Raw genomic sequence first — 23070 nt, 5'->3', positions numbered from 1 at the left:
CCTGCCGTGACGCGACAGGTGGAGCAAGGCGACGCGGGCGGACGGGCGGGCGGGCGGGCGAGAGCGCTGAAGATCGTCGGCCTCGCTCTGGCGGGCGCCCTGGTGCTGGGCGTGGCGGGGACCGGCTGGGCCTACTGGCATCTCAACCACAACATCACCAGCGTCGACATCGACAGCGCGCTCGGCGACGACCGCCCGGCCCGCGCCGCGGTCACCCCGTCCGCGTCCGCCCCGGCGGACGCCTCCCCGCTGCCCACCGGTTCCCTCAACATCCTGGTCCTCGGCTCGGACTCGCGCAGCGGCAAGGACAACCAGAAGCTGGGCGGCGGCGACAGCGGCGGAGCCCGGTCCGACACCGCGATGGTGGTGCACATCGACGCGGGCCGCACGAAGGCCACCGTCGTCAGCATCCCGCGCGACACGCTCGTCACCCGCCCGTCCTGCCCGCTCTCCTCCGGCGGCAGCACGGCACCGGCGTACGGCGCCATGTTCAACAGCGCCTACGCGGTGGGCGGCCCGGTGTGCGCGGTGAAGACCGTCGAGTCCCTGACGGGTGTCCGCATGGACCACTACCTGGAGATCGACTTCTCCGGCTTCGCCAAGCTGGTCGACGCGCTCGGCGGGGTCGACGTGACCACCGGCCAGGACATCGACGACGACATGAGCCACCTGCACCTCAAGGCGGGCACCCACCATCTCGACGGCAGGCGGGCCCTCGCTCTCGCCCGGACCCGGCACGGCATAGGCGACGGCAGCGACCTGGGCCGCATAGGGCTCCAGCAGACGCTGGTCAAGGCCCTGCTGGAGCACATGTCCGGCGCGGGGCTGCTCTCCGACCCAGCCCGGCTGTACCGGGTCGCCGACGCCGTCACCACCAGCCTCACCACCGACACCGGACTGAACTCCCTGAACGAGCTGGTGAGCCTCGGCCGGAGCCTGAAGGGACTGACCGTCGACCGGGTGCGGACGGTGACCATGCCGGTCGTCACGGCGCCCTCCGACCCCAACCGGGTCGTCGCGGAGGAACCGGCGGCGAACGACCTCTGGGCCTCCCTGCGCTGAGCCGTGCCCGGGCGGTCGTCGGGGGCGGAAAAAAATCCCGCGGAATTTTCCGCGAGGATGTCGATCCGGGTGGTTCCCGTTCGACGCAAGGGGTGAGTGGCGGGAACGGACCCGCCGCCCCGACCGGAGGAGTCACCATGCCCCGCTACCTGTCGCTCGTTCGCGTCGACGAGTCCGCCGGCCCCGCCGGGGGGCCCAGCGAGGAGCTGATGCAGCGGATGGGCGAGCTGATCGAGGAGATGACCAAGGCCGGTGTCCTGCTCGACACCGCCGGACTCACCCCGTCCGCCGATGCGTCCCGGATCGACTGGGACGGCGAGAAGGTCTCCGTGACCGACGGCCCGTTCACCGAGTCCAAGGAGGTCGTCGGCGGCTACGCGCTCATGCAGTGCAAGGACCGGGCCGAGGCACTGGAGTGGACCCAGCGCTTCCTGAAGATCCACGGCCCGGAGTGGCAGCTCGCCTGCGAGCTGCGGGAGATCGCCGAGGGCTGAGCCCGTTTGGCCCGCCGCCGCCCAGGGTGTTGCATGGTGGGCTGTGGAGACACAGCCCGCCACGGCGCACGCCATCGAGACCGTCTTCCGCCTGGAGTCGCCCCGGGTGATCGCCGGGGTCGCCCGGATCGTCCGGGACGTCGGCATCGCCGAGGAACTGGCGCAGGACGCCCTGGTCGCCGCCCTGGAGCGGTGGCCGCTGGACGGGGTGCCGGACAACCCGGGCGCCTGGCTCATGGCCACCGCCCGGCACCGGGCCGTCGACCTGATCAGGCGCCGCGAGACCTACGCCCGCAAGCTCGCCGAGATCGGGCGCGACCTGGAGACGGCCCCGCCGTCGTACGACGCACCGGCCGACCCGGACGACATCGACGACGACCTGCTCCGGCTGGTCTTCACCGCCTGCCATCCGGTGCTGTCACCGGAGGCCCGCACCGCGCTCACCCTGCGCCTGCTGGGCGGTCTGACCACGGCCGAGATCGCCCGTGCCTACCTGGTCCCGGAGTCCACGGTCGCCCAGCGGATCGTCCGCGCCAAGCGCACCCTGGCGAAGCGCAACGTCGCCTTCGAGGTGCCGTACGGCCCCGACCGCGAGGCCCGCCTGGGCTCCGTGCTGGACGTCATCTACCTGATCTTCAACGAGGGGTACGCGGCCACCGCGGGCGACGACTGGCTGCGCCCCGGCCTGTGCGAGGACGCGCTGCGGCTGGCCCGGGTGCTGTCCGCGCTGATGCCCAAGGAGCCCGAGGTGCACGGGCTGACGGCGCTGCTGGAGTTCCAGGCATCCCGCTCCGCCGCCCGCACCGGCCCCGACGGTTCACCGGTGCTGCTGGAGGACCAGAACCGCAGCCGCTGGAACCGCATGCTCATCGCGCGCGGCATCCGCGCCCTCGACCGCGCCGGGGCCACCGCGAGCGGCCCCCCGGGCCCGTACACGCTCCAGGCGGCCATCGCCGCCTGCCACGCGCGCGCGTACACGTACGAGGAGACGGACTGGCGGGCCATCGCCACCCTGTACGGCCTGCTGGCCGTCCGCGGGCCCTCCCCGGTGGTCGAGCTGAACCGCGCGGTCGCCGTGTCGATGGCCGACGGCCCGGCGGCGGGCCTGAGGCTGGTGGACGCCCTCGCTGACGCGCCCGCGCTGCGCGGCTACCACCTGCTGCCCAGCGTCCGCGGCGACCTCCTCTCCCGCCTCGGCCGCACCGCCGAGGCCCGCGAGGAGTTCCTCCGGGCGGCGGCCCTGACCCACAACGAGCGGGAACGGGAGCTGCTGCTGCGCAGGGCGCGTGCGTGCGGCTGAGCCTCAGCCCAGCGGACGGCCGATCAGCATCGCCGGCGCCCCGGCGACGCGGGTGAGGAACACGGTGGCCGCGTTCGGCCCCTGCGGTTTCACCTTCCGGCGCAGCTCCTCGGGCTCGACCGCCGAGCCGCGCTTCTTCACGGTCAGCGTGCCGACCTCCCGCTCGCGCAGCAGGGCTTTCAGCCTCTTGACGTTGAACGGGAGCCGGTCGGTGATCTCGTAGGCGGTGGCGTAGGGCGTGGGCCGGGCCTCGTCCGCGGTGATGTACGCGATGGTCGGGTCCAGCAGTCCGCCGCCGACCTCCTCGGCGACCTCCGCGACCAGGTGCGCGCGGATCACGGCGCCGTCCGGCTCGTACAGGTACCGCCCCACCGGCCGGACGCCGGGATCGTGCAGCCCGCGGCCGAGCAGCGTGCGCGGGCCCGGCAGCAGCGTGGCCCGCACCGCGCCCGGCGCCCCGGTCCCGAACCACAGCACCGCCTCCTTCACGTCGCCGCCGTCGGAGACCCACTCGGCCTCGGCCTGGGCCGGGACCACCTCGTGCGGGATGCCCGGGGCGATCTTCAGCGCGGCGCGGGGCGCCGCGAGAGCCGCCTCGACCGCCCAGGACAGCGGCGGCGAGTACGCCTCCGGATCGAAGAGCCGGCCGCGCCCGCCCCGGCGCGCGGGGTCCACGAACACCGCGTCGTACCCGGCGGTGTCCACCTGCGTGACGTCGGCCTCCCGGACCTCGATGAGGCCGGCCAGCCCGAGCGCCTCGGCGTTCGCGCGCGCCACGGCCGCCGTCAGCGGGTCCCGGTCGACGGCCAGCACCCGGATCCCGGCCCGTGCCAGCGCGATGGCGTCCCCGCCGATCCCGCAGCACAGGTCGGCGACGGAGGTGACGCCCAGCTCCTTCAGCCGTCCGGCCCGGTACGCCGCGACGCGGGCCCGCGTCGACTGCTCGACCCCGTTCGGCGTGAAGAACATGCGCCCGGCGTCCTCGGCCCCGAACTTCGCCACCGCCCGCTGCCGCAGCCGGGCCTGGCCGAGCGCGGCGGAGACCAGGTCGGCCGGGTGCTCGCGGCGCAGCCGGGTGGCCACGGCCAGCTCCTGCGCGGGCTCGGTGTCGCGCACCTCGTCGAGGAGGGCGCGGCCTTCGGGGGTGAGGAGCAGTGCGAGGTCGTTCACCGGGTCATTGTGGGCCAGTCGGTGGATGGTGCGCCTCCGGCGGCGGTGTCGGCCGGGGTCGCGGGCCGGGGCCTGGGAGGATCCGGCACCATGCGAGCAGTAGTACAAAATGACAAAAGTCGGACTCTCCGGCGACTGGCCCTCGGGGGCGGAGCAGCCGCGCTGGCCGCCGCCGCCCGGCGCTGGGGGCTGGACCAGGTCCCGCTCACGCCGCCGCCACCGCCCGCGGTGAAGCCGAGGATCACCGCCCGCGACGGATTCGAGGTGGACCACCAGGAGGACTGGAACCTGCCCCCCGTCTTCACCACGATCCCGACCCGGCAGAAGGTCGTCTTCCTGACGATCGACGACGGCGCCGAGAAGGACCCGCGGTTCCTCGCCATGATGCACGAGCTCAAGATCCCGTACACCGCGTTCCTCAGCGACTACCTGGTCAGGGACGACTACGCCTACTTCCGCAGGATGCGCTCCTACGGCAACACCCTCAACAACCACACCCTGCACCACCCCTACCTGCCGGGTCTGTCCTACGAGGAGCAGAAGGACGAGATCTGCGGCATGCAGGCCGTCATGAAGAAGCAGTTCGGCAAGGCGCCCACCGTCTTCCGCCCGCCCTACGGCAACTACAACCAGGACACCCTGGTCGCCGCCAAGGAGTGCGGCATCAAGTACGCGCCGATCTGGAACGAGGAGGTCTTCGTCGACCACTGGGAGTACCGCGAGGACGACAAGCGGCTGCGCCGCGGCGACATCGTCCTCACCCACTTCCGCGGCCGGGACGACTGGGACGGCACGATGGTGGACGACATGCGCCGCTTCCTGAACAAGGTCACGCGCGAGGGCTACGCCGTGGCCCGCCTGGAGGACTACCTGTGAGGCGGGTCAGGGGCCCGGCCGCGGTGCTCGCCGCGGCCCTGCTCCTGACGGGCTGCGCCCAGTCCGTCGACCCCATCGAACGCCTCGGCAAGAAGGCCGCCGAAGGGGTGCGCCCGCACACCACCGCCCCCGACCACCGCTACCGCGTCTGGGGCCTGACCCGGCCCCTCGCCCGCTCCCCGGTGCACCCGGCCCGCCCGCTCGCTGGGCACCCGGGGACCGGCACCCCGCCCCCCGTGGTCGACCGCGTCCCCACCCGCGACCCGGTCGTCTTCCTCACCTACGACGACGGCGCCGAGCGGGACCCCCGCTTCGTCGACATGGTCCGCGAACTCCGGCTCCCGGTCACCCTGTTCCTCACCGACAGCGTCGCCGGCCCCGGCTACCGCCACTTCGCCCGCCTGCGCGCCCTGGGCGCCGGCATCGGCAACCACACCGTCGACCACCGGGCGCCGGCCGGACTGCCGTACGCCGGCCAGCGCGCCGAGATCTGCGGCCAGCAGGACCGCCTCCGCGCCGCCCTCGGCGTCCGCCCCCGCCTCTTCCGCCCGCCCTACGGCTCCTACGACCGCACCACGCTGCGCGCGGCGGCCGACTGCGGCGTCTCCGCGCTCGTCCTGTGGCGTGCCGCCCTGACCCCGGCGGGCCTCGCCTACACCCACGGCCCCCGCCACCTGCGCCCCGGCGACATCGTCCTGGTGGGCCCCGACGAGTCGAGGGGGCCGGCCCTGCGGACGCGGACGGTACGGGTGCTGAGGGAGGCACAGGGGCGAGGACTGACGGTGGGGCGCCTGGAGGACTACCTCGGGTGAGGCCGTGCGGCCCGCCGCGGGCAAAACGGCCGACGCGCCGCGGGCAATTGGCACTCCGCTTGACCGAGTGCTAATCGCGGTCATAGTCTCGGCTCTGGCACTCCCCCCTGGAGAGTGCCAGACAAACGCGACGGGCAGGTCCGGCACCCGCGACGACGGATCGACCTGGTCGCCACCTCAGACAGTTAACCCCGTGAGATCTCCGAAGGGGGAGGTCGGATCGTGACGACCGCCAGCTCCAAGGTTGCCATCAAGCCGCTCGAGGACCGCATCGTGGTCCAGCCGCTGGACGCCGAGCAGACCACGGCCTCTGGCCTGGTCATCCCGGACACCGCGAAGGAGAAGCCCCAGGAGGGTGCCGTCCTCGCCGTGGGCCCGGGCCGGTTCGAGAACGGCGAGCGTCTGCCGCTCGACGTCAAGGTCGGCGACGTCGTCCTCTACAGCAAGTACGGCGGCACCGAGGTGAAGTACAACGGCGACGAGTACCTCGTCCTCTCGGCTCGCGACGTCCTCGCGATCATCGAGAAGTAATCACCTCAAGCGACTCTCCGCTTTGAGCTGCGCCCCTGGCCCCCGCGACCGATAAGAAGCCGGGCGCCCGGGGCGCAGCGTCTTTTCACCCACAGATTTCCGAGAGGGCTCCCGCTGTCATGGCGAAGATCCTGAAGTTCGACGAGGACGCCCGTCGCGCCCTTGAGCGCGGCGTCAACAAGCTTGCCGACACCGTCAAGGTGACGATCGGCCCCAAGGGCCGCAACGTCGTCATCGACAAGAAGTTCGGCGCGCCCACCATCACCAACGACGGTGTCACGATCGCCCGCGAGGTCGAGATCGAGGACCCGTACGAGAACCTCGGCGCGCAGCTGGTGAAGGAGGTGGCGACCAAGACCAACGACATCGCGGGTGACGGCACCACCACCGCCACCGTCCTCGCCCAGGCGCTGGTCCGCGAGGGTCTGAAGAACGTCGCCGCCGGTGCCTCCCCGGCCGCCCTGAAGAAGGGCATCGACGCCGCGGTCAAGGCCGTCTCCGAGGACCTGCTCGCCTCGGCCCGCCCGATCGACGAGAAGTCCGACATCGCCGCCGTCGCCGCGCTGTCCGCCCAGGACCAGCAGGTCGGCGAGCTGATCGCCGAGGCCATGGACAAGGTCGGCAAGGACGGTGTCATCACCGTCGAGGAGTCCAACACCTTCGGCCTGGAGCTGGACTTCACCGAGGGCATGGCCTTCGACAAGGGCTACCTGTCGCCGTACTTCGTGACGGACCAGGAGCGCATGGAGGCCGTCCTGGAGGACCCGTACATCCTCATCAACCAGGGCAAGATCTCCGCCATCGCCGACCTGCTGCCGCTGCTGGAGAAGGTCATCCAGGCCGGCTCCTCCAAGCCGCTGCTGATCATCGCCGAGGACGTCGAGGGCGAGGCCCTGTCGACCCTGGTCGTCAACAAGATCCGCGGCACCTTCAACGCCGTCGCGGTGAAGGCCCCCGGCTTCGGCGACCGCCGCAAGGCGATGCTCCAGGACATGGCCGTCCTCACCGGCGCCACCGTCATCTCCGAGGAGGTCGGCCTCAAGCTCGACCAGGTCGGCATCGACGTGCTCGGCTCCGCCCGCCGCGTCACCGTCACCAAGGACGACACCACGATCGTCGACGGCGCCGGCAAGTCCGAGGACGTGCAGGGCCGCGTCGCCCAGATCAAGGCCGAGATCGAGAACACCGACTCCGACTGGGACCGCGAGAAGCTCCAGGAGCGCCTCGCCAAGCTGGCCGGCGGCGTGTGCGTGATCAAGGTCGGCGCCGCCACCGAGGTGGAGCTGAAGGAGAAGAAGCACCGTCTGGAGGACGCCATCTCCGCGACCCGCGCCGCGGTCGAGGAGGGCATCGTCTCCGGTGGTGGCTCCGCCCTGGTCCACGCCTCCAAGGTGCTGGACGGCAACCTCGACAAGTCCGGCGACGAGGCCACCGGTGTCTCCGTGGTCCGCAACGCCGTGGTCGAGCCGCTGCGCTGGATCGGCGAGAACGCCGGCCAGGAGGGCTACGTCATCGTGTCCAAGGTCAAGGACCTGGACAAGGGGCAGGGCTACAACGCCGCCACCGGCGAGTACGGCGACCTGATCAAGGCCGGCGTCATCGACCCGGTCAAGGTCACCCGCTCCGCCCTGGAGAACGCCGCCTCCATCGCCTCCCTGCTGCTCACGACCGAGACCCTGGTCGTCGAGAAGAAGGAAGAGGAAGAGCCGGCCGCCGCGGGTCACAGCCACGGCCACGCGCACTGAGCCGAGCGCTCTCGAGCGAAGGCCCGGCACCCCGTCGAGGGGGCCGGGCCTTCGCCCTGTCCGGCGCTCCCACGCGTCTACTGCTCCAGCGCGTCGAGCGCGCCCAGCTGCTGCATCAGCCCCAGCTGGTCGTGCTGCCACCACAGTTCCGCGATCTTGCCGTCCTCGCCGAACCGGAACAGCGTCATCCCGGTCATGGCGACCTGCCTGCCGGTGGGCGCGATCCCCAGGAAATCGCCCTGGTGCGTGGCGTACCAGGTCCACCGCGCGCAGGCCCGGTCGCCCTGGGTGAGCACGTCCTCGACCGTGAACGCGAAGTCGAACGCGCCGCGCCACATCCGGAACTCGGCGCGGACGTTGTCCAGCCCGATGGTGTCCTGCGGGTTCATCGGATCATGGCTGTGGATGTCCTCGTCCAGCAGGTCGTTGAACGGCGGCAGCTCGCCCTCGGCGCACAGCGCCTCGAAGAACCCGCGCACCATGCCCTCGGCCAGGTTCTCGTCCCGTACGACGTCCAGGTCGATGAACGTCGGCATCTCGTCGCACAGCGCGACCAGGCCGCGGAAGATCCGGTCGGTCTCGGGGAGGTTCGAGTTCCGCATCGCGTCCTCGTACGACGCGAACTCCACCACTTCGACGACGTGCGACGCGTCCGAGCGGTCCGTGCCGACCACCGCGTGCGTCGCCGTCCGCTTGCCCTTGGTCTGCCGCACCCAGTCGTCCATGAGCCGGTTCATCTCGTCCAGCCGGCTCGTCCTGCACTCGATGAGCTGTACGAAGGTCATGCGCCGCCTCCGGCCCCCCTGGTCCGGTACCGTCCCGCCCATTTTCCCACCGGGACGGCGGCGCCACCCGTCCGCTACTGCGGCCCGTACTTGCGCCCCGTCCGGGAGCTGATCCCACCCAGCAGCCCGCGCGGCGTCACCTTCACCAGGCCCATCAGCGCCTTGTACCGGGGGTCGGGGATGGACACCGTCCTGCCGCGCGCGAGGTCGGACAGGGCCGCCGCGACCAGCTTGTCGGCGTCCAGCCACATCCAGCCCGGGATGTTGTCCGTGCCCATCCCGGCCCGCTGGTGGAACTCGGTGCGCACGAACCCCGGGCACAGCGCCATCAGCCGGACGCCGGTGCTGGCCAGGTCCTTGGCCGCGCCCTGGGTGAACTGCACGACCCACGCCTTGGACGCGCCGTACGTGCCGCGCGGGAGGAAGGCGGCCACCGAGGCGACGTTCACCACCCCGCCCCGGCCGCGCTCGCGCATCGCCCCGGCCGCCGCCGACGTCAGCCGGAGCACCGCCTCGCAGTGCACCTTGAGCATCCGCAGCTCGTCCGCCATCGGAACCTCCAGATAGCGGCCCTTGTTGCCGAAGCCGGCGTTGTTGACCAGGAGGTCGACCGGGTTCTTCTGGTCGCCGAGCCGGTCGGCCACCGCCTCGATGCCCTCGTCCCGCGCCAGGTCGGCGGTCAGCACCTCCACCTCGATGCCGTGCCGGTCGTGCAGTTCCGTCGCCTGGTCGCGCAGCCGCTTGGTGTCCCGCGCGACCAGGACGAGGTCATGCCCGTCCGCCGCCAGCCGCCGCGCGAACGCGGCACCGATCCCCGCGGTCGATCCCGTAATCAGAGCCGTTGTCATGGCCCAAGCGTAGTGACCCGGACCGCGGGCCTCCGCGGTCCGCGCGCCGCGTCCGGTGTCCTGCCGGCGAGCTGTCAGGCCCCGTGCTCGGCCACGTACTTCCGGGCCTTCGCCAGCGTGTCCGTGTGCAGCGCCGTGCCCGCCGCGAGCAGCCGGGGCAGCAGCTGCCGCTCGGTGGTGACCGCGCGGAACTGCATCGCCGCCGTCACCCCGTGGTCCGGCCGGTGCACGATCCGCACGGGATCGCCCGCCCGGATCTCACCCGGTTCGATCACCCGGAGGTAGGCGCCCGTTGCGCCCTTCTGCGTGAATCTCCTGACCCAGCCGCGCTCGCCCAGATGGCCCTGGAAGGTGGCACACGGAATGCGGCCGGAGGTCACTTCCAGTACGACGGTGGCACCGATCCGCCAGCGCTCCCCGATCAGCGCCCCGGAGACGTCCAGGCCGTCCGTCGTCAGGTTCTCGCCGAAGCAACCGTTGGCCAGCGATCTGCCGAGTTCCCGCTCCCAGGCGTCGAGATCCTCCCGGGCGTACGCGTACACCGCCTGGTCGTCCCCGCCGTGGTAGCGGGTGTCGCACACCGCGTCCCCGGCGAGTCCGCCCGCGCCGACGCCCCGCGGGCCGGGCGCCGCCACCCGCACCGGCCCGTCGGCCGGCTGCTTGTCGATGCCGGTCAGACCGTCCGGCTGGTTCGTGTACGGCACCTGCCGGGGCCGGCCCAGATTCACCGAGAGAAGCTTCATCCCGGCACGGTAAGCGATCGGTCCCCAAAGCGTCGACGCATTATTGGTCGCCTTGCCCAAGACTGCCTTATGCTCGACGGGTGATCGAGGCCCGCCATCTCCGCGTCCTGCGCGCCGTAGCCACCACCGGTTCCTTCTCGGCGGCCGGGCGTCAGCTGGGCTGCACACAGCCCGCCGTCAGCCAGCAGATGAAGGCCCTGGAAGCCTCGGTCGGCACCCCGCTGCTGGTCCGCACCGGGCGCGAGATGCGCCTCACGCAGGCCGGCGAGGCCCTGGTCCGGCACGCCTCCGGCATCCTGGCCGGGCTCACCGCGGCCGAGGAGGAGGTCGCCGCCATCGCCGGCCTGCGCGCGGGCCGGGTCCGGCTGGTCTCCTTCCCCAGCGGCAGCTCCACCCTGGTCCCCACCGCCCTGGCCGCCCTGCGAGCGGCTCACCCCGGCACCCGTGTCTCCCTGGAGGAGGCCGAGCCGCCGCGGTCGGTCGAACTGCTCCGCGAGGGCGACTGCGACCTGGCCCTGGCCTTCCGGTACGAGGGTGCGGCGATCGCCGAGGACTGGGACGACCTCGTCGTGCGGCCCCTGCTGACGGACCGCCTGGTCGCCCTGGTGCCCGAACGGCACCGGCTCGCGCGCGCGGACACCGTCGCCATCGGCGAGCTGGCCCACGAGCCCTGGATCGCGGGCTGTCCGCGCTGCCGCGGTCAGCTGGTCGAGGTGTGCGAGGGGGCCGGCTTCACCCCGCGCATCGACTTCGCCACCGACGACTACCCGGCCGTGGTCGGCCTGGTCGGCGCCGGTCTCGGTGTCGCCGTACTGCCCCAGCTGGCCGTGGAGTCGGTACGGCCGCGGGGCGTGCGCACGGTACGGCTGGAACCGGCGGTGCGGCGGGAGATCGTCGCCCTCACCCTGCCCGACCTGGCCCAGGTGCCGGCGGTGTCGGCCACGCTGGAGCAGCTGGCCCGGGCGGCGCGCACGGCGGGGCGCGGCCAGGCGTAGTCCGCGGGAGCGGGGGTCACGGAGCGCGGGTGCCGCCCGGACGGGCCACGGGCACGCGCGTGCGTGCCCGGTAGGGAAGTGGATGTTGTGCCGACAGGTGTTGCAGAAACGTTCCTTCAGTGATCCGAAACCGTTCCTTCAGTGATCGGAAGCGGTGTCTCCGCTGGTGGTGGAGGCCGCCACCAGGCGGTTGCGAGCCCGCCCCATCAACTCCTCACGCTCGTCCTCGGTCAGGCCGCCCCAGACGCCGTACGGCTCGCGCACCGCCAGCGCGTGCGCCGCACACTCCGCACGGACCGGGCACCTCATGCAGACCTCTTTGGCCGAGTTCTCGCGAGCGCTCCGAGCCGCCCCGCGCTCGCCCTCCGGGTGGAAGAAGAGCGAGCTGTCCACCCCGCGGCAGGCAGCCAGCAGCTGCCAGTCCCACAGGTCCGCGTTCGGTCCGGGAAGGCGGGAGAAATCTGCCATTACGTGACCCCTTGTCGCCGTTCTGGGCGGATACGGTGCCAACGACCGTACATCTCCGGTCTAAGGAGATGAAAATATGACTCATTGCGAATCTAGCCCCGGACACTACGAAACGGGAAGAAAAGGGGCCGAATGGGGCATAGGTTGTGATGAAAAGTTGTGGGTCCGTCGAGCATGTCTGCACCGTGTCGACGCCCTCACGTAGAGTGCCGAAGACGGCACGCGGGCCCGTAACTCTTTCGAGTGACCGTCGTTGAGAGTGCGGAGGCGGTTGAGAACACAAGCGCTCGGGCAGGCGTCCGAGACGGTCGACCGCACAGGTGACGATTCCGTACCAGCCTGGAGGCTCAAGGTGACGCGCATCAGCTGCGGAGGGCGGTCATGACATCCGTCCTCGTCTGCGACGACTCCCCGCTTGCCCGAGAGGCGCTCCGCCGCGCGGTCGCGACCGTGCCCGGTGTCGAGCGCGTGACGACGGCGGCCAACGGCGAGGAAGTCCTCCGCCGCTGGGGCGCCGACCGCTCCGACCTCATCCTGATGGACGTGCGCATGCCCGGTCTGGGCGGCGTCGAGACCGTGCGCCGGCTGCTGTCCGCCGACCCGGGCGCGCGCATCATCATGCTCACCGTCGCGGAAGACCTCGACGGGGTGGCGCTCGCGGTCGCCGCGGGTGCGCGGGGATACCTGCACAAGGACGCCTCGCGCGCGGAACTGCGCGCCACGGTGACCCAGGCGCTGGCCGACCCCACCTGGCGCCTCGCCCCGCGCCGGCTGCGCTCGGCCGAGATGGGCGCCGCGCCCACGCTCACCGCGCGTGAGATCCAGGTCCTGGAGGGCATGAGTCACGGCCGCTCGAACGCCGAGATCGGTCGCGAGCTGTTCCTCTCCGAGGACACCGTCAAGACGCACGCCCGGCGCCTGTTCAAGAAGCTCGGTGCCTCGGACCGGGCGCACGCGGTGGCCCTCGGCTTCCGCTGGGGACTGGTCCGCTAGCGGGTCGGAGGCCGGGCGGGCCGCTCGGCGCGGGGCGTTCCGGCGCCGTCCGCGCCCGCGGCTCCTGTGCGGGTGACCGGCCTGCCGCGCGGTCGAGCGCGGCCCGGCTCACCAGGGTTCGTCCGGTCCTCCGGTCTGCTGTGTGACCCGGGTTCGTGGTGCCCGCCGCGGGTGTGCGGGTCTTTCGGTGCGCGGGTCCTACGGGCGGTGGTCTGCCGGGCCGCTGCGCCGTCCGGTGGACGGTGCCGTCCGGGCCGATCCGGATGCCGGAGCCGCCCTGGTCGGCCCGGCCGTCCCGGCCGTCCGGGTCCCTCGCCGGCGGGCGCACCGCCGTGGAGGCCGGCGGCGAACGCCGGAGAAGCCGGCAGGTGGGCTCGCCATCCGGTGGAACGCGTCGACGGGCGACCGCCCCGGCGCGGGGCAGTGCCGAACACGGCGCGTGAACACTCCGGCGCACCACCCCGGCGAACGCCCTGAGAGGCCCGTGCGGGGCGGCCCGCCGGACGGGCGCTGCTCGTTTCGGCGCGGATGCCGCATCCTTGAGGTGTGGAGTCTCTCGGGGACGAGTCGGTCGAGCGGAAGGGGAGGGCGCAGGGAATGAGTGCCGGCGCACCTGCTCATAACGCTTCGGTGCACAACCACGAGCACGATGCGACGGACCGGACGGCCGCAGGGCACCATGGACCGATGCGCGACGACGAGGCGGGCACGGTCCCTGGGGCGATCGGTGCGCTCGTGCATCGTGCCGTCGACGGGGACGAGCAGGCCACGCACGATCTGCTCGCCCGTGTCCACCCCCTGGCGCTGCGCTACTGCCGCACCCGGCTGTCGCGCCTGCCCGGCGACGCGCGCCACTTCGTGGAGGACCTCGCCCAGGAGGTCTGCGTGGCGGTCCTCCTCGCCCTGCCCCGCTACCGCGACACCGGCCGCCCCTTCGAGGCGTTCGTCTTCGCCATCGCCTCCCACAAGGTCGCCGACCTCCAGCGCGCGGCGATGCGCCACCCGGGATCGACCGCGGTGCCGTCCGACGAGATGCCCGAGCGGCCCGACGACTCCCTCGGCCCCGAGGAGCGCGCCCTGCTCAGCAGCGACGCCGAGTGGGCCAAGAAGCTGCTGGCCAACCTCCCCGAGAACCAGCGCGAACTGCTCCTGCTGCGCATCGCCGTGGGCTTGACCGCGGAGGAGACGGGGCAGATGTTGGGAATGTCACCCGGTGCGGTCCGCGTGGCCCAGCACCGGGCCCTGAGCCGCCTCAGGGCGCTCGCCGAACAGTGAACCCGCCCTGCGCGGAGCCTGCGTAGCTCCTTCGCTGAACAGGTGCGCCGCCGTTTCCGTACGAACATACGAAGCCGGAAGCTACCCCGTACCGTGGAATTTGCTAGCGACGCTTCCCGTTAGCATGGACATCCGCACCGATCAAGGCCATTTGGGGAAGGTGTCATGACTGCCAACGTCGACGGAGTGCCCGGTAAATTCGCGACACTCGGGCTGACCTACGACGACGTGCTGCTGCTGCCGGGCGCATCCGAGGTGCTGCCCAACGCGGTCGACACCTCGTCCCGCATCTCGCGCAACGTCCGGGTGAACATCCCGCTGCTGTCCGCGGCGATGGACAAGGTGACCGAGTCCCGCATGGCCATCGCGATGGCCCGGCTGGGCGGCGTCGGTGTGCTGCACCGCAACCTCTCCATCGAGGACCAGGTCAACCAGGTCGACCTGGTGAAGCGGTCGGAGTCCGGCATGGTCACCGACCCGATCACGGTGCACCCGGAGGCCACGCTCGCCGAGGCGGACGCCCTGTGCGCGAAGTTCCGCATCAGCGGTGTCCCGGTCACCGACCCGGCCGGCAAGCTCCTCGGCATCGTGACCAACCGGGACATGGCCTTCGAGAGCGACCGCACCCGGCGCGTGCACGAGGTCATGACCCCGATGCCGCTGGTCACCGGAAAGGTGGGCATCTCCGGCCCCGAGGCCATGGAGCTGCTGCGCAAGCACAAGATCGAGAAGCTGCCGCTGGTGGACGACGAGGGCGTCCTCAAGGGCCTGATCACGGTCAAGGACTTCGTCAAGGCCGAGAAGTACCCCAACGCGGCGAAGGACGCCGAGGGCCGGCTGCTCGTCGGTGCGGCGGTCGGTGCCAGCCCGGAGGCGCTGGAGCGCGCTCAGGCGCTCGCCGCGGCCGGTGTGGACTTCCTGGTCGTCGACACCTCGCACGGCCACAACAGCAATGCCCTGAGCTGGATGTCGAAGATCAAGTCGAGCGTGAACGTCGACGTGGTCGGCGGCAACGTCGCCACCCGCGACGGCGCCCAGGCGCTGATCGACGCCGGTGTGGACGGCATCAAGGTGGGCGTGGGCCCGGGCTCCATCTGCACCACCCGGGTCGTGGCCGGTATCGGTGTGCCCCAGGTCACCGCGATCTACGAGGCGTCCCTCGCGGCCCGTCCCGCCGGCATCCCGCTGATCGGCGACGGCGGCCTCCAGTACTCCGGGGACATCGGCAAGGCGCTGGCCGCCGGTGCCGACACGGTGATGCTGGGCAGCCTCCTCGCCGGCTGCGAGGAGTCCCCGGGCGAGCTCCTCTTCATCAACGGCAAGCAGTTCAAGTCGTACCGGGGCATGGGCTCGCTGGGCGCCATGCAGTCGCGCGGCCAGGGCAAGTCGTACTCGAAGGACCGCTACTTCCAGGCCGACGTCACCGCCGACGAGAAGCTCGTGCCCGAGGGCGTCGAGGGCCAGGTGCCCTACCGCGGCCCGCTCGCCAACGTGCTGCACCAGCTCGTCGGCGGCCTGCGCCAGACCATGGGCTACGTCGGCGCCGCCACCATCGAGGAGATGGAGTCCAAGGGCCGGTTCGTGCGGATCACCTCGGCGGGTCTGAAGGAGTCCCACCCGCACGACATCCAGATGACGGTCGAGGCACCGAACTACAGCAGCAAGAAGTGACGCCCCCGCGCGCGTGAGGCTCGTGCCACGGCGGTCCCGGAGCATCCGGGGCCGCCGTTGCCGTACCCGTCGGCGATACTGGAAGGCGCTGCAACGCATAGGGAAAGGCCACCAACGTGACTGAGATCGAGATCGGGCGCGGCAAGCGCGGCCGCCGGGCGTACGCCTTCGACGACATCGCCGTCGTCCCCAGCCGCCGTACGCGGGACCCGAAGGAGGTCTCGATCGCCTGGCAGATCGACGCCTACCGCTTCGAGCTGCCGTTCCTGGCCGCCCCCATGGACTCCGTGGTCTCCCCGGCCACCGCCATCCGCATCGGCGAGCTGGGCGGCCTCGGGGTGCTGAACCTCGAAGGCCTGTGGACGCGGTACGAGGACCCGCAGCCGCTGCTGGACGAGGTCGCGGAGCTGCCCGCCGAGCAGGCGACCCGCCGCCTCCAGGAGATCTACGCGGCACCGATCAAGGAGGAGCTGATCGGCGCCCGCATCAAGGAGGTGCGGGACTCCGGGGTGGTCACCGCCGCCGCGCTCTCCCCGCAGCGCACCGCCCAGTTCTCCAAGGCGGTCGTGGACGCGGGCGTGGACATCTTCGTCATCCGCGGGACGACGGTCTCGGCGGAGCACGTGTCGTCCTCGCACGAGCCGCTGAACCTGAAGCAGTTCATCTACGAGCTGGACGTCCCGGTGATCGTCGGCGGCTGCGCCACGTACACGGCGGCCCTGCACCTGATGCGCACCGGTGCGGCCGGCGTCCTCGTCGGCTTCGGCGGCGGCGCCGCGCACACCACGCGCAACGTGCTCGGCATCCAGGTCCCGATGGCCACCGCCGTCGCCGACGTGGCCGCGGCCCGCCGTGACTACATGGACGAGTCCGGCGGCCGGTACGTGCACGTGATCGCGGACGGCGGCGTCGGCTGGTCCGGTGACCTGCCCAAGGCCATCGCCTGCGGCGCCGACGCCGTGATGATGGGTTCCCCGCTGGCCCGGGGCACGGACGCGCCCGGCAAGGGCCACCACTGGGGCATGGAGGCGGTCAACGAGGAGCTGCCCCGCGGCAAGAAGGTCGACCTCGGCACGGTCGGCACGATCGAGGAGATCCTCACCGGCCCGTCCCACACCCCGGACGGCTCGATGAACTTCTTCGGCGCCCTGCGCCGCGCCATGGCCACCACCGGCTACAGCGAACTGAAGGAGTTCCAGCGCGTCGAGGTGACGGTGGCGGACAGCCAGCACCGGCGGTAGTCGCCGGGGCGGTCGCTACGACCCCTGAAGGGCCGGTCATCCAGGGTGGGTGACCGGCCCTTTCACGTGCCCGGCGGCGCTCAAGTGGGCCGTGGCGGGGGCGCGTTGCACGGGGGGGCGCGTGGTTGCGTTCGGGGGCGAACGCGGGCCGAACGGGCGTAGCGGGCCGGTGGTGGCCGTGATCGGCGACCCGGTTCCGCTTGCGGATCGTGGAAGGGGGCGCCCATGGGACGCCACCGCAAGCCCATCCACTGGGACCGCATTCGGCTTCGGCTGGTGAAGTTCCGGAGGAGGTGCGCCTTGTGGATCTACAAGACGTGAGTGGCCACCCCCAGACGGAATAGGGGTGGACACTCCGATCACTTCCAGGAGCCCACCGCAGTGACCCCTGCGGTGGGCTCCACCTGGTCCCAAGGTACCGGCGCCGCATCACCCACGCCGCCAGCCCCCAGCCCTCACACCCCAACGCGCCCCCTTCACAACCGATGCGCCGCGCCCGTGGGCGTGGCCCCCCGCGTGTCCAGCAGCAGCTGGGCCTTCACCGAGAGGCCTTGCAGGTCGTACGTGCGGTGCTGCTGGAGCAGGATCGTGAGGTCGGCGTCGGCTGCCGCCTCGTACAGGGAGTCCGCGCGCGGCACGGGCCGGTCCAGGACGCTCCACTCGGGCACGTACGGGTCGTGGTAGCTCACGGCCGCGCCCAGTCCCATCAGCCGTACGGCGATCTCCTGCGCCGGGGTGCCCTGCTGGTCGGCCAGATCGGGCTTGTAGGTGACGCCGAGGAGGAGCACGCGGGCCCCGCGCGCGGACTTGCCGTGTTCGTTGAGGAGCGTGGCCGCGCGCTGGACGACGTACCGGGGCATCCGGCTGTTGACCTGCTGGGCCAGCTCGACCATGCGCAGGGTGCGGGTCGCGTGCCCGGTGAGGTCCAGCGGAACCCCGTGCCCGCCGACGCCCGGGCCCGGCCGGAACGCCTGGAAGCCGAAGGGCTTGGTCTCCGCGCACCGGATGACGTCCCACAGGTCGACCCCCAGCTCGTGGCAGAGGACGGCCATCTCGTTGACGAGCGCGATGTTGACGTGCCGGTAGTTGGTCTCCAGCAGTTGCACGGTCTCCGCCTCGCGCAGTCCACGCGCGCGTACCACCTTGTCGGTGAGCCGGCCGTAGAACGCGGCGGCCGACTCGGTGCAGGCGGGGGTGAGGCCGCCGATGACCTTCGGGGTGCTCGCGGGGGTGTGGTCGCGGCTGCCGGGGTCGACCCGGCTGGGGGAGTAGGCGAGGTGGAAGTCGCGGCCGGCGCGCAGCCCCGAACCTTCCTCCAGCAGCGGGCGCAGGAACTCCTCCGTGGTGCCCGGGAGCACCGGCGACTCCAGGATGACCGTGGTGTGCGGGCGCAGCCGCGCCGCCAGGGTGCGGGCGGCCGCCTCGACCTGACCGAGGTCGAGTCCGCCGTCGGCGCCGCGCGGGGTGGGCGCGCAGATCACCGCGGTGCGCACCCGGCCGAGCTGGGCGGGGTCGGTGACGGGGCGGAAGCCGGCGGAGTGCATCCGGCGCAGCTCCGCGGGGCTGAGCGAGCCGGCCTCGGGGCCGGTGGCATAGCCGACGGTGGGGATGCCGGCGGCGACGGCGGCCTGGGCGAGCGGCAAGCCGTAGGGACCGAGTCCGATGACGGCGAGGTCTGCGGGCATGGAGTGGGCCGTCCTTCCCAGTAGCCGAAGCGGGACAGGTGCGCAACCGCTGTGGAGAAGACGAGCGAGTGCACTGTCAGACTAGGTACATATATGACCGTTATGTGTGATTGTGTTTGTGTGTCTTCCGAGGGTTGTGCGCAAGTTGTCCACAGGTCGGGAGCCAGTGGTGGCTGAAGTCGGACAGCCCGGTCAGAATTTGGGCAGGGGATGTACCGGGCTTCGCCCACCGGGTGCGGCCGACGCGAGCGGATCTGCGACAGCGGGAGGCAGCGGTGAGGACAGCGACTCTGGGGCCGGCGCAGCGCGCCGAGGCACTGGCGGCGATGGCGGAGCGCGAGCTGGACGTGCTGGTGGTCGGCGGTGGAGTGGTGGGCGCCGGCACCGCGCTGGACGCCGTCACCCGCGGCCTGTCCACCGGCCTGGTCGAGGCCCGCGACTGGGCGTCCGGCACCTCCAGCCGGTCCAGCAAGCTGATCCACGGCGGCCTGCGCTATCTGGAGATGCTCGACTTCGCCCTGGTCCGCGAGGCCCTCAAGGAGCGCGGCCTGCTGCTGGAGCGCCTCGCCCCCCACCTGGTGAAGCCGGTGCCGTTCCTCTACCCGCTCCAGCACAAGGGCTGGGAGCGGCTGTATGCGGGCTCGGGCGTCGCGCTGTACGACGCGATGTCCATGGCCCGTGGCCACGGCCGGGGCCTGCCCATACATCGCCACCTCACCCGCCGTCACGCCCTGCGTGTCGCCCCCTGTCTGAAGAAGGACGCCCTGGTCGGCGCCCTGCAGTACTACGACGCCCAGATGGACGACGCCCGCTTCGTCGCCACCCTGGTGCGCACGGCCGCGTCCTACGGCGCCAAGGTGGCCAACCGCGCCCGCGTGACCGGGTTCCTGCGCGAGGGCGAGCGGGTCGTCGGCGCCCGGGTGCAGGACGTCGAGGCCGGCGGGGAGTACGAGATCCACGCCCAGCAGGTCGTCAACGCCACCGGTGTGTGGACCGACGACACCCAGGCCATGGTCGGCGAGCGCGGCCGGTTCCACGTCCGCGCCTCCAAGGGCATCCACCTGGTCGTGCCCAAGGACCGCGTCCACTCCACCACCGGTCTGATCCTGCGCACCGAGAAGTCCGTCCTCTTCGTCATTCCCTGGGGCCGGCACTGGATCATCGGCACCACCGACACCGACTGGGACCTCGACAAGGCCCACCCCGCCGCGTCCAGCGCCGACATCGACTACCTGCTGGAACACGTCAACTCGGTGCTGGCCGTGCCGCTCAGCCGCGACGACGTGCAGGGGGTGTACGCCGGGCTGCGCCCGCTGCTGGCCGGCGAGTCGGACGCCACCAGCAAGCTGTCCCGCGAGCACACGGTCGCCCACCCCGTGCCGGGACTGGTGGTCGTGGCGGGCGGCAAGTACACGACGTACCGCGTGATGGCCAAGGACGCCGTCGACGAGGCCGTGCACGGGCTCGGCATGCGCGTGGCCGACTGCGTCACGGAGGAGACCCCGCTGATCGGCGCGGAGGGCTACCAGGCGCTGTGGAACGCGCGAGCGCGGATCGCCGCGCGCACCGGACTGCACGTGGTCCGCGTGGAGCACCTGCTGAACCGGTACGGCTCCCTGGCCGAGGAGGTCCTGGACCTCATCGCGGCCGACCCCACGCTCGGCGAGCCGCTGCGCTCCGCCGACGACTACCTGCGCGCCGAGGTGGTGTACGCGGCCTCCCACGAGGGTGCCCGGCACCTGGACGACGTCCTCACCCGCCGCACCCGCATCTCCATCGAGACCTTCGACCGCGGCACCCGCAGCGCCCGCGAGGCGGCGGAGCTGATGGCACCCGTCCTCGGCTGGGACGAGGACCAGATCGCCCGCGAGGTAGAGCACTACGAGAAGAGAGTGGAGGCCGAGCGGGAGTCCCAGCTCCAGCCGGACGACCAGACGGCGGACGCGGCGAGGCTGGGTGCGCCGGACATCGTGCCGCTGTAGCGGCAGCCGGTATTCACTCGAACGAGTGGCCGTTTCCGGGATCTCCGCTCGAATCCGGACCGTTCTACCAGGTGCGAGGGCAGAACTCGGCGGCGAGCAGCGCGGGTTCGAGGTGCGGGTCCGCGATCGCGTCCGTGTCCACCCGGAAGGTGAGGACCCGGCGGCCGTCGGCGGTGGCTGCGCTGCGCACGTAGCTCCCGGATATCCGGCCGTTGTGCCCCCACACCGTGGTGCCGCACGGCAGCTTCACCGGAAACAGCCCCATGCCGTACGAGCCGTGTGCGGCACGGGTGTCGAGCATCTCGCGCAGCCAGCGCGGGGGCAGCAGCCGGCCACCGAGCAGGGCCGCGTAGAAGCGGTCCAGGTCGGCCAGTGTGGTCACCAGCTCACCCGCCGCGCCGGCCACGCGCGGGTCGAGCTCGGTGACGTCGGAGCCGTCGGCGGCGTAGGCGCGGCCGTGCGGTGAGGGCAGTGATCTGTCGGACCCGGGGAAGGAGGTGCCCGTCAGACCCAGCGGAGCGATGACGCGGCGCTCGGCCTCGAAGGCGTAGGAGTGACCGGTGACCTGGCGGACGACCAGGCCGAGCAGGACGTAGTTGGTGCTGGAGTAGGAGTAGCGGCCCGGGCGGGCCGGAGGGAGGGTGAGAGCGATGCGCACGGCTTGACGGGCGGTCAGGGGCACGGCGCCCCGGGTGGCTTGGGTGAAGTCGGCCAGTCCGCTGGTGTGGGTGAGCAGCGCCCGCAGGGTGATGCGCCTGCCGTCGGTGCCGGGTCCGCGCAGCAGCCCCGGCAGGTGGCGCTCCACGGTGTCGGACAGGGAGAGCCGGTGCTCGGCGGCCAGCTGGAGCACGACCGTCGCGATGAGGGTCTTGGTGATGCTGCCGGCGCGGAAGTGGTCGGCGCGGGCGATGCCCCGGCCGGCGGCCGAGTAGCGCAGGCGGCTTCCCTTCGCGCCGGTGTCCAGGGCCAGCAGGGCCGCGGCGGGTGCCCTGCCGTCGCTGACGAGCAGCGGCAGGACCGCGTCCGTGGCCGCCGCCGGGGAGATGTCCCGGGAGGTGTCCCGGGAGGCGGCCGGGGCGAGCAGCAGCATCAGGGACACCGGTATGGACAGGACTGTCCGAAGCGTCGGCATGCCGGTTCCTCCCCTCTTACGGCCCATCATCCCGGTCAGCGGAAGGCCCACTTCAGGGGGGTTTCCGGGGCGGCGGGGGCAGGCCCCGGCGACGGGCACCCTGGGCGTCGGCCACTTGTCGGGTGAGAGACAATGGAGGCTCTGTCAGGGCGGGTTGTATGAGGGGACGCATGTCGGAGGCGGAGCGGGCGGGTACATCTCGTCAGGAGACTCGTCAGGACAAGAACGAGCGGCGTCTCCTCGCGGGGCGGTACCGGCTGGGAGACGTGCTGGGCCGTGGCGGTATGGGCACGGTCTGGCGCGCCGAGGACGAGACGCTGGGCCGGACGGTCGCCGTCAAGGAGCTGCGGTTCCCGTCGAACATCGACGAGGAGGAGAAGCGGCGCCTGATCACGCGCACTCTGCGTGAGGCGAAGGCCATCGCCCGGATCCGCAACAACAGCGCGGTGACGGTCTTCGACGTGGTCGACGAGGACGACCGGCCCTGGATCGTCATGGAGTTGGTCGAGGGCAAGTCCCTCGCCGAGGTCATCCGCGAGGACGGCGTGCTGGAGCCCCAGCGCGCCGCCGAGGTGGGGCTGGCCATCCTCGACGTGCTGCGCTCCGCGCACCGGGAGGGCATCCTGCACCGGGACGTGAAGCCGTCCAACGTGCTCATCGCCGAGGACGGCCGGGTCGTGCTCACCGACTTCGGTATCGCGCAGGTCGAGGGCGACCCGTCCATCACCTCCACCGGCATGCTCGTCGGCGCGCCGTCCTACATCTCCCCCGAGCGGGCCCGCGGCCACAAGCCGGGCCCCGCCGCCGACCTCTGGTCGCTCGGTGGTCTGCTGTACGCGGCGGTCGAGGGCACCCCGCCCTATGACAAGGGATCGGCGATCGCCACGCTCACCGCGGTGATGACCGAGCCCCTGGAGGAGCCGAAGAACGCCGGACCGCTGCGGGACGTCATCTACGGCCTGCTGACCAAGGATCCGGCCAAGCGGCTGGACGACGCCGGTGCCCGGGCCATGCTCAACGCGGTGATCCAGGCGCCCGCGCCGAAGCCGTTGGACGCCACGCAGGTGGTTCCGCTGCCGGCGCAGTCCGGCGGACCGGACGGCAAGCGGGGCGAGGAGGCCGGGGAGAAGCTGCGCGGCGCGCTGCGGTCGGTCCGCAAGGCGGCCGGGGCGGCCACGTCCGCGGCGACCGTGCGGAGCCGGGGCGGCGGCGAGCCGGACGATAGGAAGTGGGTCGAGTCGGGCCCGAGTGTCCGGATGGTG

General features: G+C 72.0%; 21 protein-coding genes. 14 read left to right on the top strand and 7 right to left on the bottom strand.

The features are described from left to right. Window positions 1-6: 6 nt before the first annotated feature. The 3 genes from ABZV94_RS03600 to ABZV94_RS03590 all read left to right on the top strand — a co-directional run bounded on the left by ABZV94_RS03600 (window position 7) and on the right by ABZV94_RS03590 (window position 2856). Window positions 7-1062, top strand: coding sequence for an LCP family protein (locus tag ABZV94_RS03600; RefSeq protein ID WP_356336768.1), 1056 nt, complete (start codon window positions 7-9; stop codon window positions 1060-1062). A 137-nt stretch (window positions 1063-1199) separates the two neighbouring features. Continuing rightward, window positions 1200-1556: a YciI family protein gene (locus ABZV94_RS03595; RefSeq protein ID WP_356336765.1), complete on the top strand. Its 357-nt coding sequence runs from the start codon at window positions 1200-1202 to the stop codon at window positions 1554-1556. A gap of 43 nt (window positions 1557-1599) precedes the next feature. After that, complete coding sequence (locus tag ABZV94_RS03590; protein WP_356336763.1) at window positions 1600-2856, top strand: RNA polymerase sigma factor; 1257 nt, start codon at window positions 1600-1602, stop codon at window positions 2854-2856. Window positions 2857-2859: 3 nt separating this feature from the next. On the opposite strand, the gene ABZV94_RS03585 is transcribed toward ABZV94_RS03590, so the two are convergent. Continuing rightward, a complete protein-coding gene (locus tag ABZV94_RS03585; RefSeq protein WP_356336760.1) occupies window positions 2860-4026 on the bottom strand; it encodes a methyltransferase domain-containing protein in 1167 nt (388 codons plus the stop codon). Window positions 4027-4116: 90 nt separating this feature from the next. Here ABZV94_RS03585 and ABZV94_RS03580 point away from each other — a divergent pair, with 90 nt between their 5' ends. The 4 genes from ABZV94_RS03580 (at window position 4117) to groL (ending at window position 7990) form a co-directional block, all read left to right on the top strand. Further along, complete coding sequence (locus ABZV94_RS03580) at window positions 4117-4902, top strand: polysaccharide deacetylase family protein (protein ID WP_356336758.1); 786 nt, start codon at window positions 4117-4119, stop codon at window positions 4900-4902. Continuing rightward, window positions 4899-5714, top strand: coding sequence for a polysaccharide deacetylase family protein (locus ABZV94_RS03575; RefSeq protein ID WP_356336756.1), 816 nt, complete (start codon window positions 4899-4901; stop codon window positions 5712-5714). The genes ABZV94_RS03580 and ABZV94_RS03575 overlap by 4 nt, the downstream gene beginning before the upstream one ends. Before the next feature lie 222 nt (window positions 5715-5936). Continuing rightward, a complete protein-coding gene (gene groES, locus ABZV94_RS03570; protein WP_004955293.1) occupies window positions 5937-6245 on the top strand; it encodes a co-chaperone GroES in 309 nt (102 codons plus the stop codon). Window positions 6246-6364: 119 nt separating this feature from the next. Further along, window positions 6365-7990 (top strand): chaperonin GroEL, encoded by a 1626-nt coding sequence (groL, locus tag ABZV94_RS03565; RefSeq protein ID WP_356336753.1) that lies wholly within the window; start codon window positions 6365-6367, stop codon window positions 7988-7990. A gap of 77 nt (window positions 7991-8067) precedes the next feature. Here the strand turns inward: groL and ABZV94_RS03560 are convergent, their stop codons facing one another. The 3 genes from ABZV94_RS03560 to ABZV94_RS03550 form a co-directional block, all read right to left on the bottom strand. Further along, entirely contained in the window at window positions 8068-8775 is a 708-nt protein-coding gene (locus ABZV94_RS03560; RefSeq protein ID WP_356336751.1) for an ester cyclase, read from the bottom strand. 74 nt (window positions 8776-8849) lie between these two features. After that, complete coding sequence (locus tag ABZV94_RS03555) at window positions 8850-9623, bottom strand: SDR family oxidoreductase (protein WP_356336749.1); 774 nt, start codon at window positions 9621-9623, stop codon at window positions 8850-8852. A 74-nt stretch (window positions 9624-9697) separates the two neighbouring features. After that, the gene (locus tag ABZV94_RS03550; RefSeq protein WP_356336747.1) at window positions 9698-10366 is read right to left on the bottom strand and encodes an MOSC domain-containing protein; all 669 of its coding nucleotides are present in this window, start codon (window positions 10364-10366) and stop codon (window positions 9698-9700) included. Between the two features lie 80 nt (window positions 10367-10446). On the opposite strand from ABZV94_RS03550, the gene ABZV94_RS03545 reads away from it, so the two are divergent. Next, a complete protein-coding gene (locus ABZV94_RS03545; RefSeq protein ID WP_356336745.1) occupies window positions 10447-11361 on the top strand; it encodes a LysR family transcriptional regulator in 915 nt (304 codons plus the stop codon). Between the two features lie 138 nt (window positions 11362-11499). On the opposite strand, the gene ABZV94_RS03540 is transcribed toward ABZV94_RS03545, so the two are convergent. Then, entirely contained in the window at window positions 11500-11829 is a 330-nt protein-coding gene (locus ABZV94_RS03540) for a WhiB family transcriptional regulator (RefSeq protein WP_030641276.1), read from the bottom strand. A gap of 381 nt (window positions 11830-12210) precedes the next feature. Between ABZV94_RS03540 and ABZV94_RS03535 the strand changes: the two genes are divergently transcribed. The 4 genes from ABZV94_RS03535 to ABZV94_RS03520 all read left to right on the top strand — a co-directional run bounded on the left by ABZV94_RS03535 (window position 12211) and on the right by ABZV94_RS03520 (window position 17009). Then, on the top strand, window positions 12211-12822 hold the full coding sequence (locus ABZV94_RS03535) for a response regulator transcription factor (protein WP_003948568.1): 612 nt from the start codon (window positions 12211-12213) through the stop codon (window positions 12820-12822). A 687-nt stretch (window positions 12823-13509) separates the two neighbouring features. After that, window positions 13510-14097, top strand: a complete 588-nt coding sequence (locus tag ABZV94_RS03530) for a sigma-70 family RNA polymerase sigma factor (RefSeq protein WP_356336743.1) — start codon at window positions 13510-13512, stop codon at window positions 14095-14097. Window positions 14098-14262: 165 nt separating this feature from the next. Then, entirely contained in the window at window positions 14263-15768 is a 1506-nt protein-coding gene (gene guaB / locus ABZV94_RS03525) for an IMP dehydrogenase (protein ID WP_356336741.1), read from the top strand. 116 nt (window positions 15769-15884) lie between these two features. Further along, a complete protein-coding gene (locus ABZV94_RS03520) occupies window positions 15885-17009 on the top strand; it encodes a GuaB3 family IMP dehydrogenase-related protein (RefSeq protein WP_356336738.1) in 1125 nt (374 codons plus the stop codon). A gap of 476 nt (window positions 17010-17485) precedes the next feature. On the opposite strand, the gene ABZV94_RS03515 is transcribed toward ABZV94_RS03520, so the two are convergent. Next, on the bottom strand, window positions 17486-18694 hold the full coding sequence (locus tag ABZV94_RS03515) for a nucleotide sugar dehydrogenase (RefSeq protein ID WP_356336735.1): 1209 nt from the start codon (window positions 18692-18694) through the stop codon (window positions 17486-17488). A gap of 275 nt (window positions 18695-18969) precedes the next feature. Between ABZV94_RS03515 and ABZV94_RS03510 the strand changes: the two genes are divergently transcribed. Further along, entirely contained in the window at window positions 18970-20676 is a 1707-nt protein-coding gene (locus ABZV94_RS03510) for a glycerol-3-phosphate dehydrogenase/oxidase (protein ID WP_356336733.1), read from the top strand. 64 nt (window positions 20677-20740) lie between these two features. Here the strand turns inward: ABZV94_RS03510 and ABZV94_RS03505 are convergent, their stop codons facing one another. Next, window positions 20741-21808 carry a serine hydrolase domain-containing protein gene (locus ABZV94_RS03505; protein WP_356336731.1) on the bottom strand — a complete coding sequence of 356 codons (1068 nt, stop codon included), beginning with the start codon at window positions 21806-21808 and terminating at the stop codon, window positions 20741-20743. Window positions 21809-21978: 170 nt separating this feature from the next. Between ABZV94_RS03505 and ABZV94_RS03500 the strand changes: the two genes are divergently transcribed. Continuing rightward, the coding region (locus ABZV94_RS03500; protein WP_356336729.1) for a serine/threonine-protein kinase at window positions 21979-23070 on the top strand (1092 nt) is incomplete at its 3' end.

Origin of the sequence: Streptomyces sp. NPDC004658, from assembly GCF_040609555.1 — a bacterium.
Taxonomy (GTDB): domain Bacteria; phylum Actinomycetota; class Actinomycetes; order Streptomycetales; family Streptomycetaceae; genus Streptomyces.
This window is presented reverse-complemented; position numbering and strand designations above follow the sequence as displayed.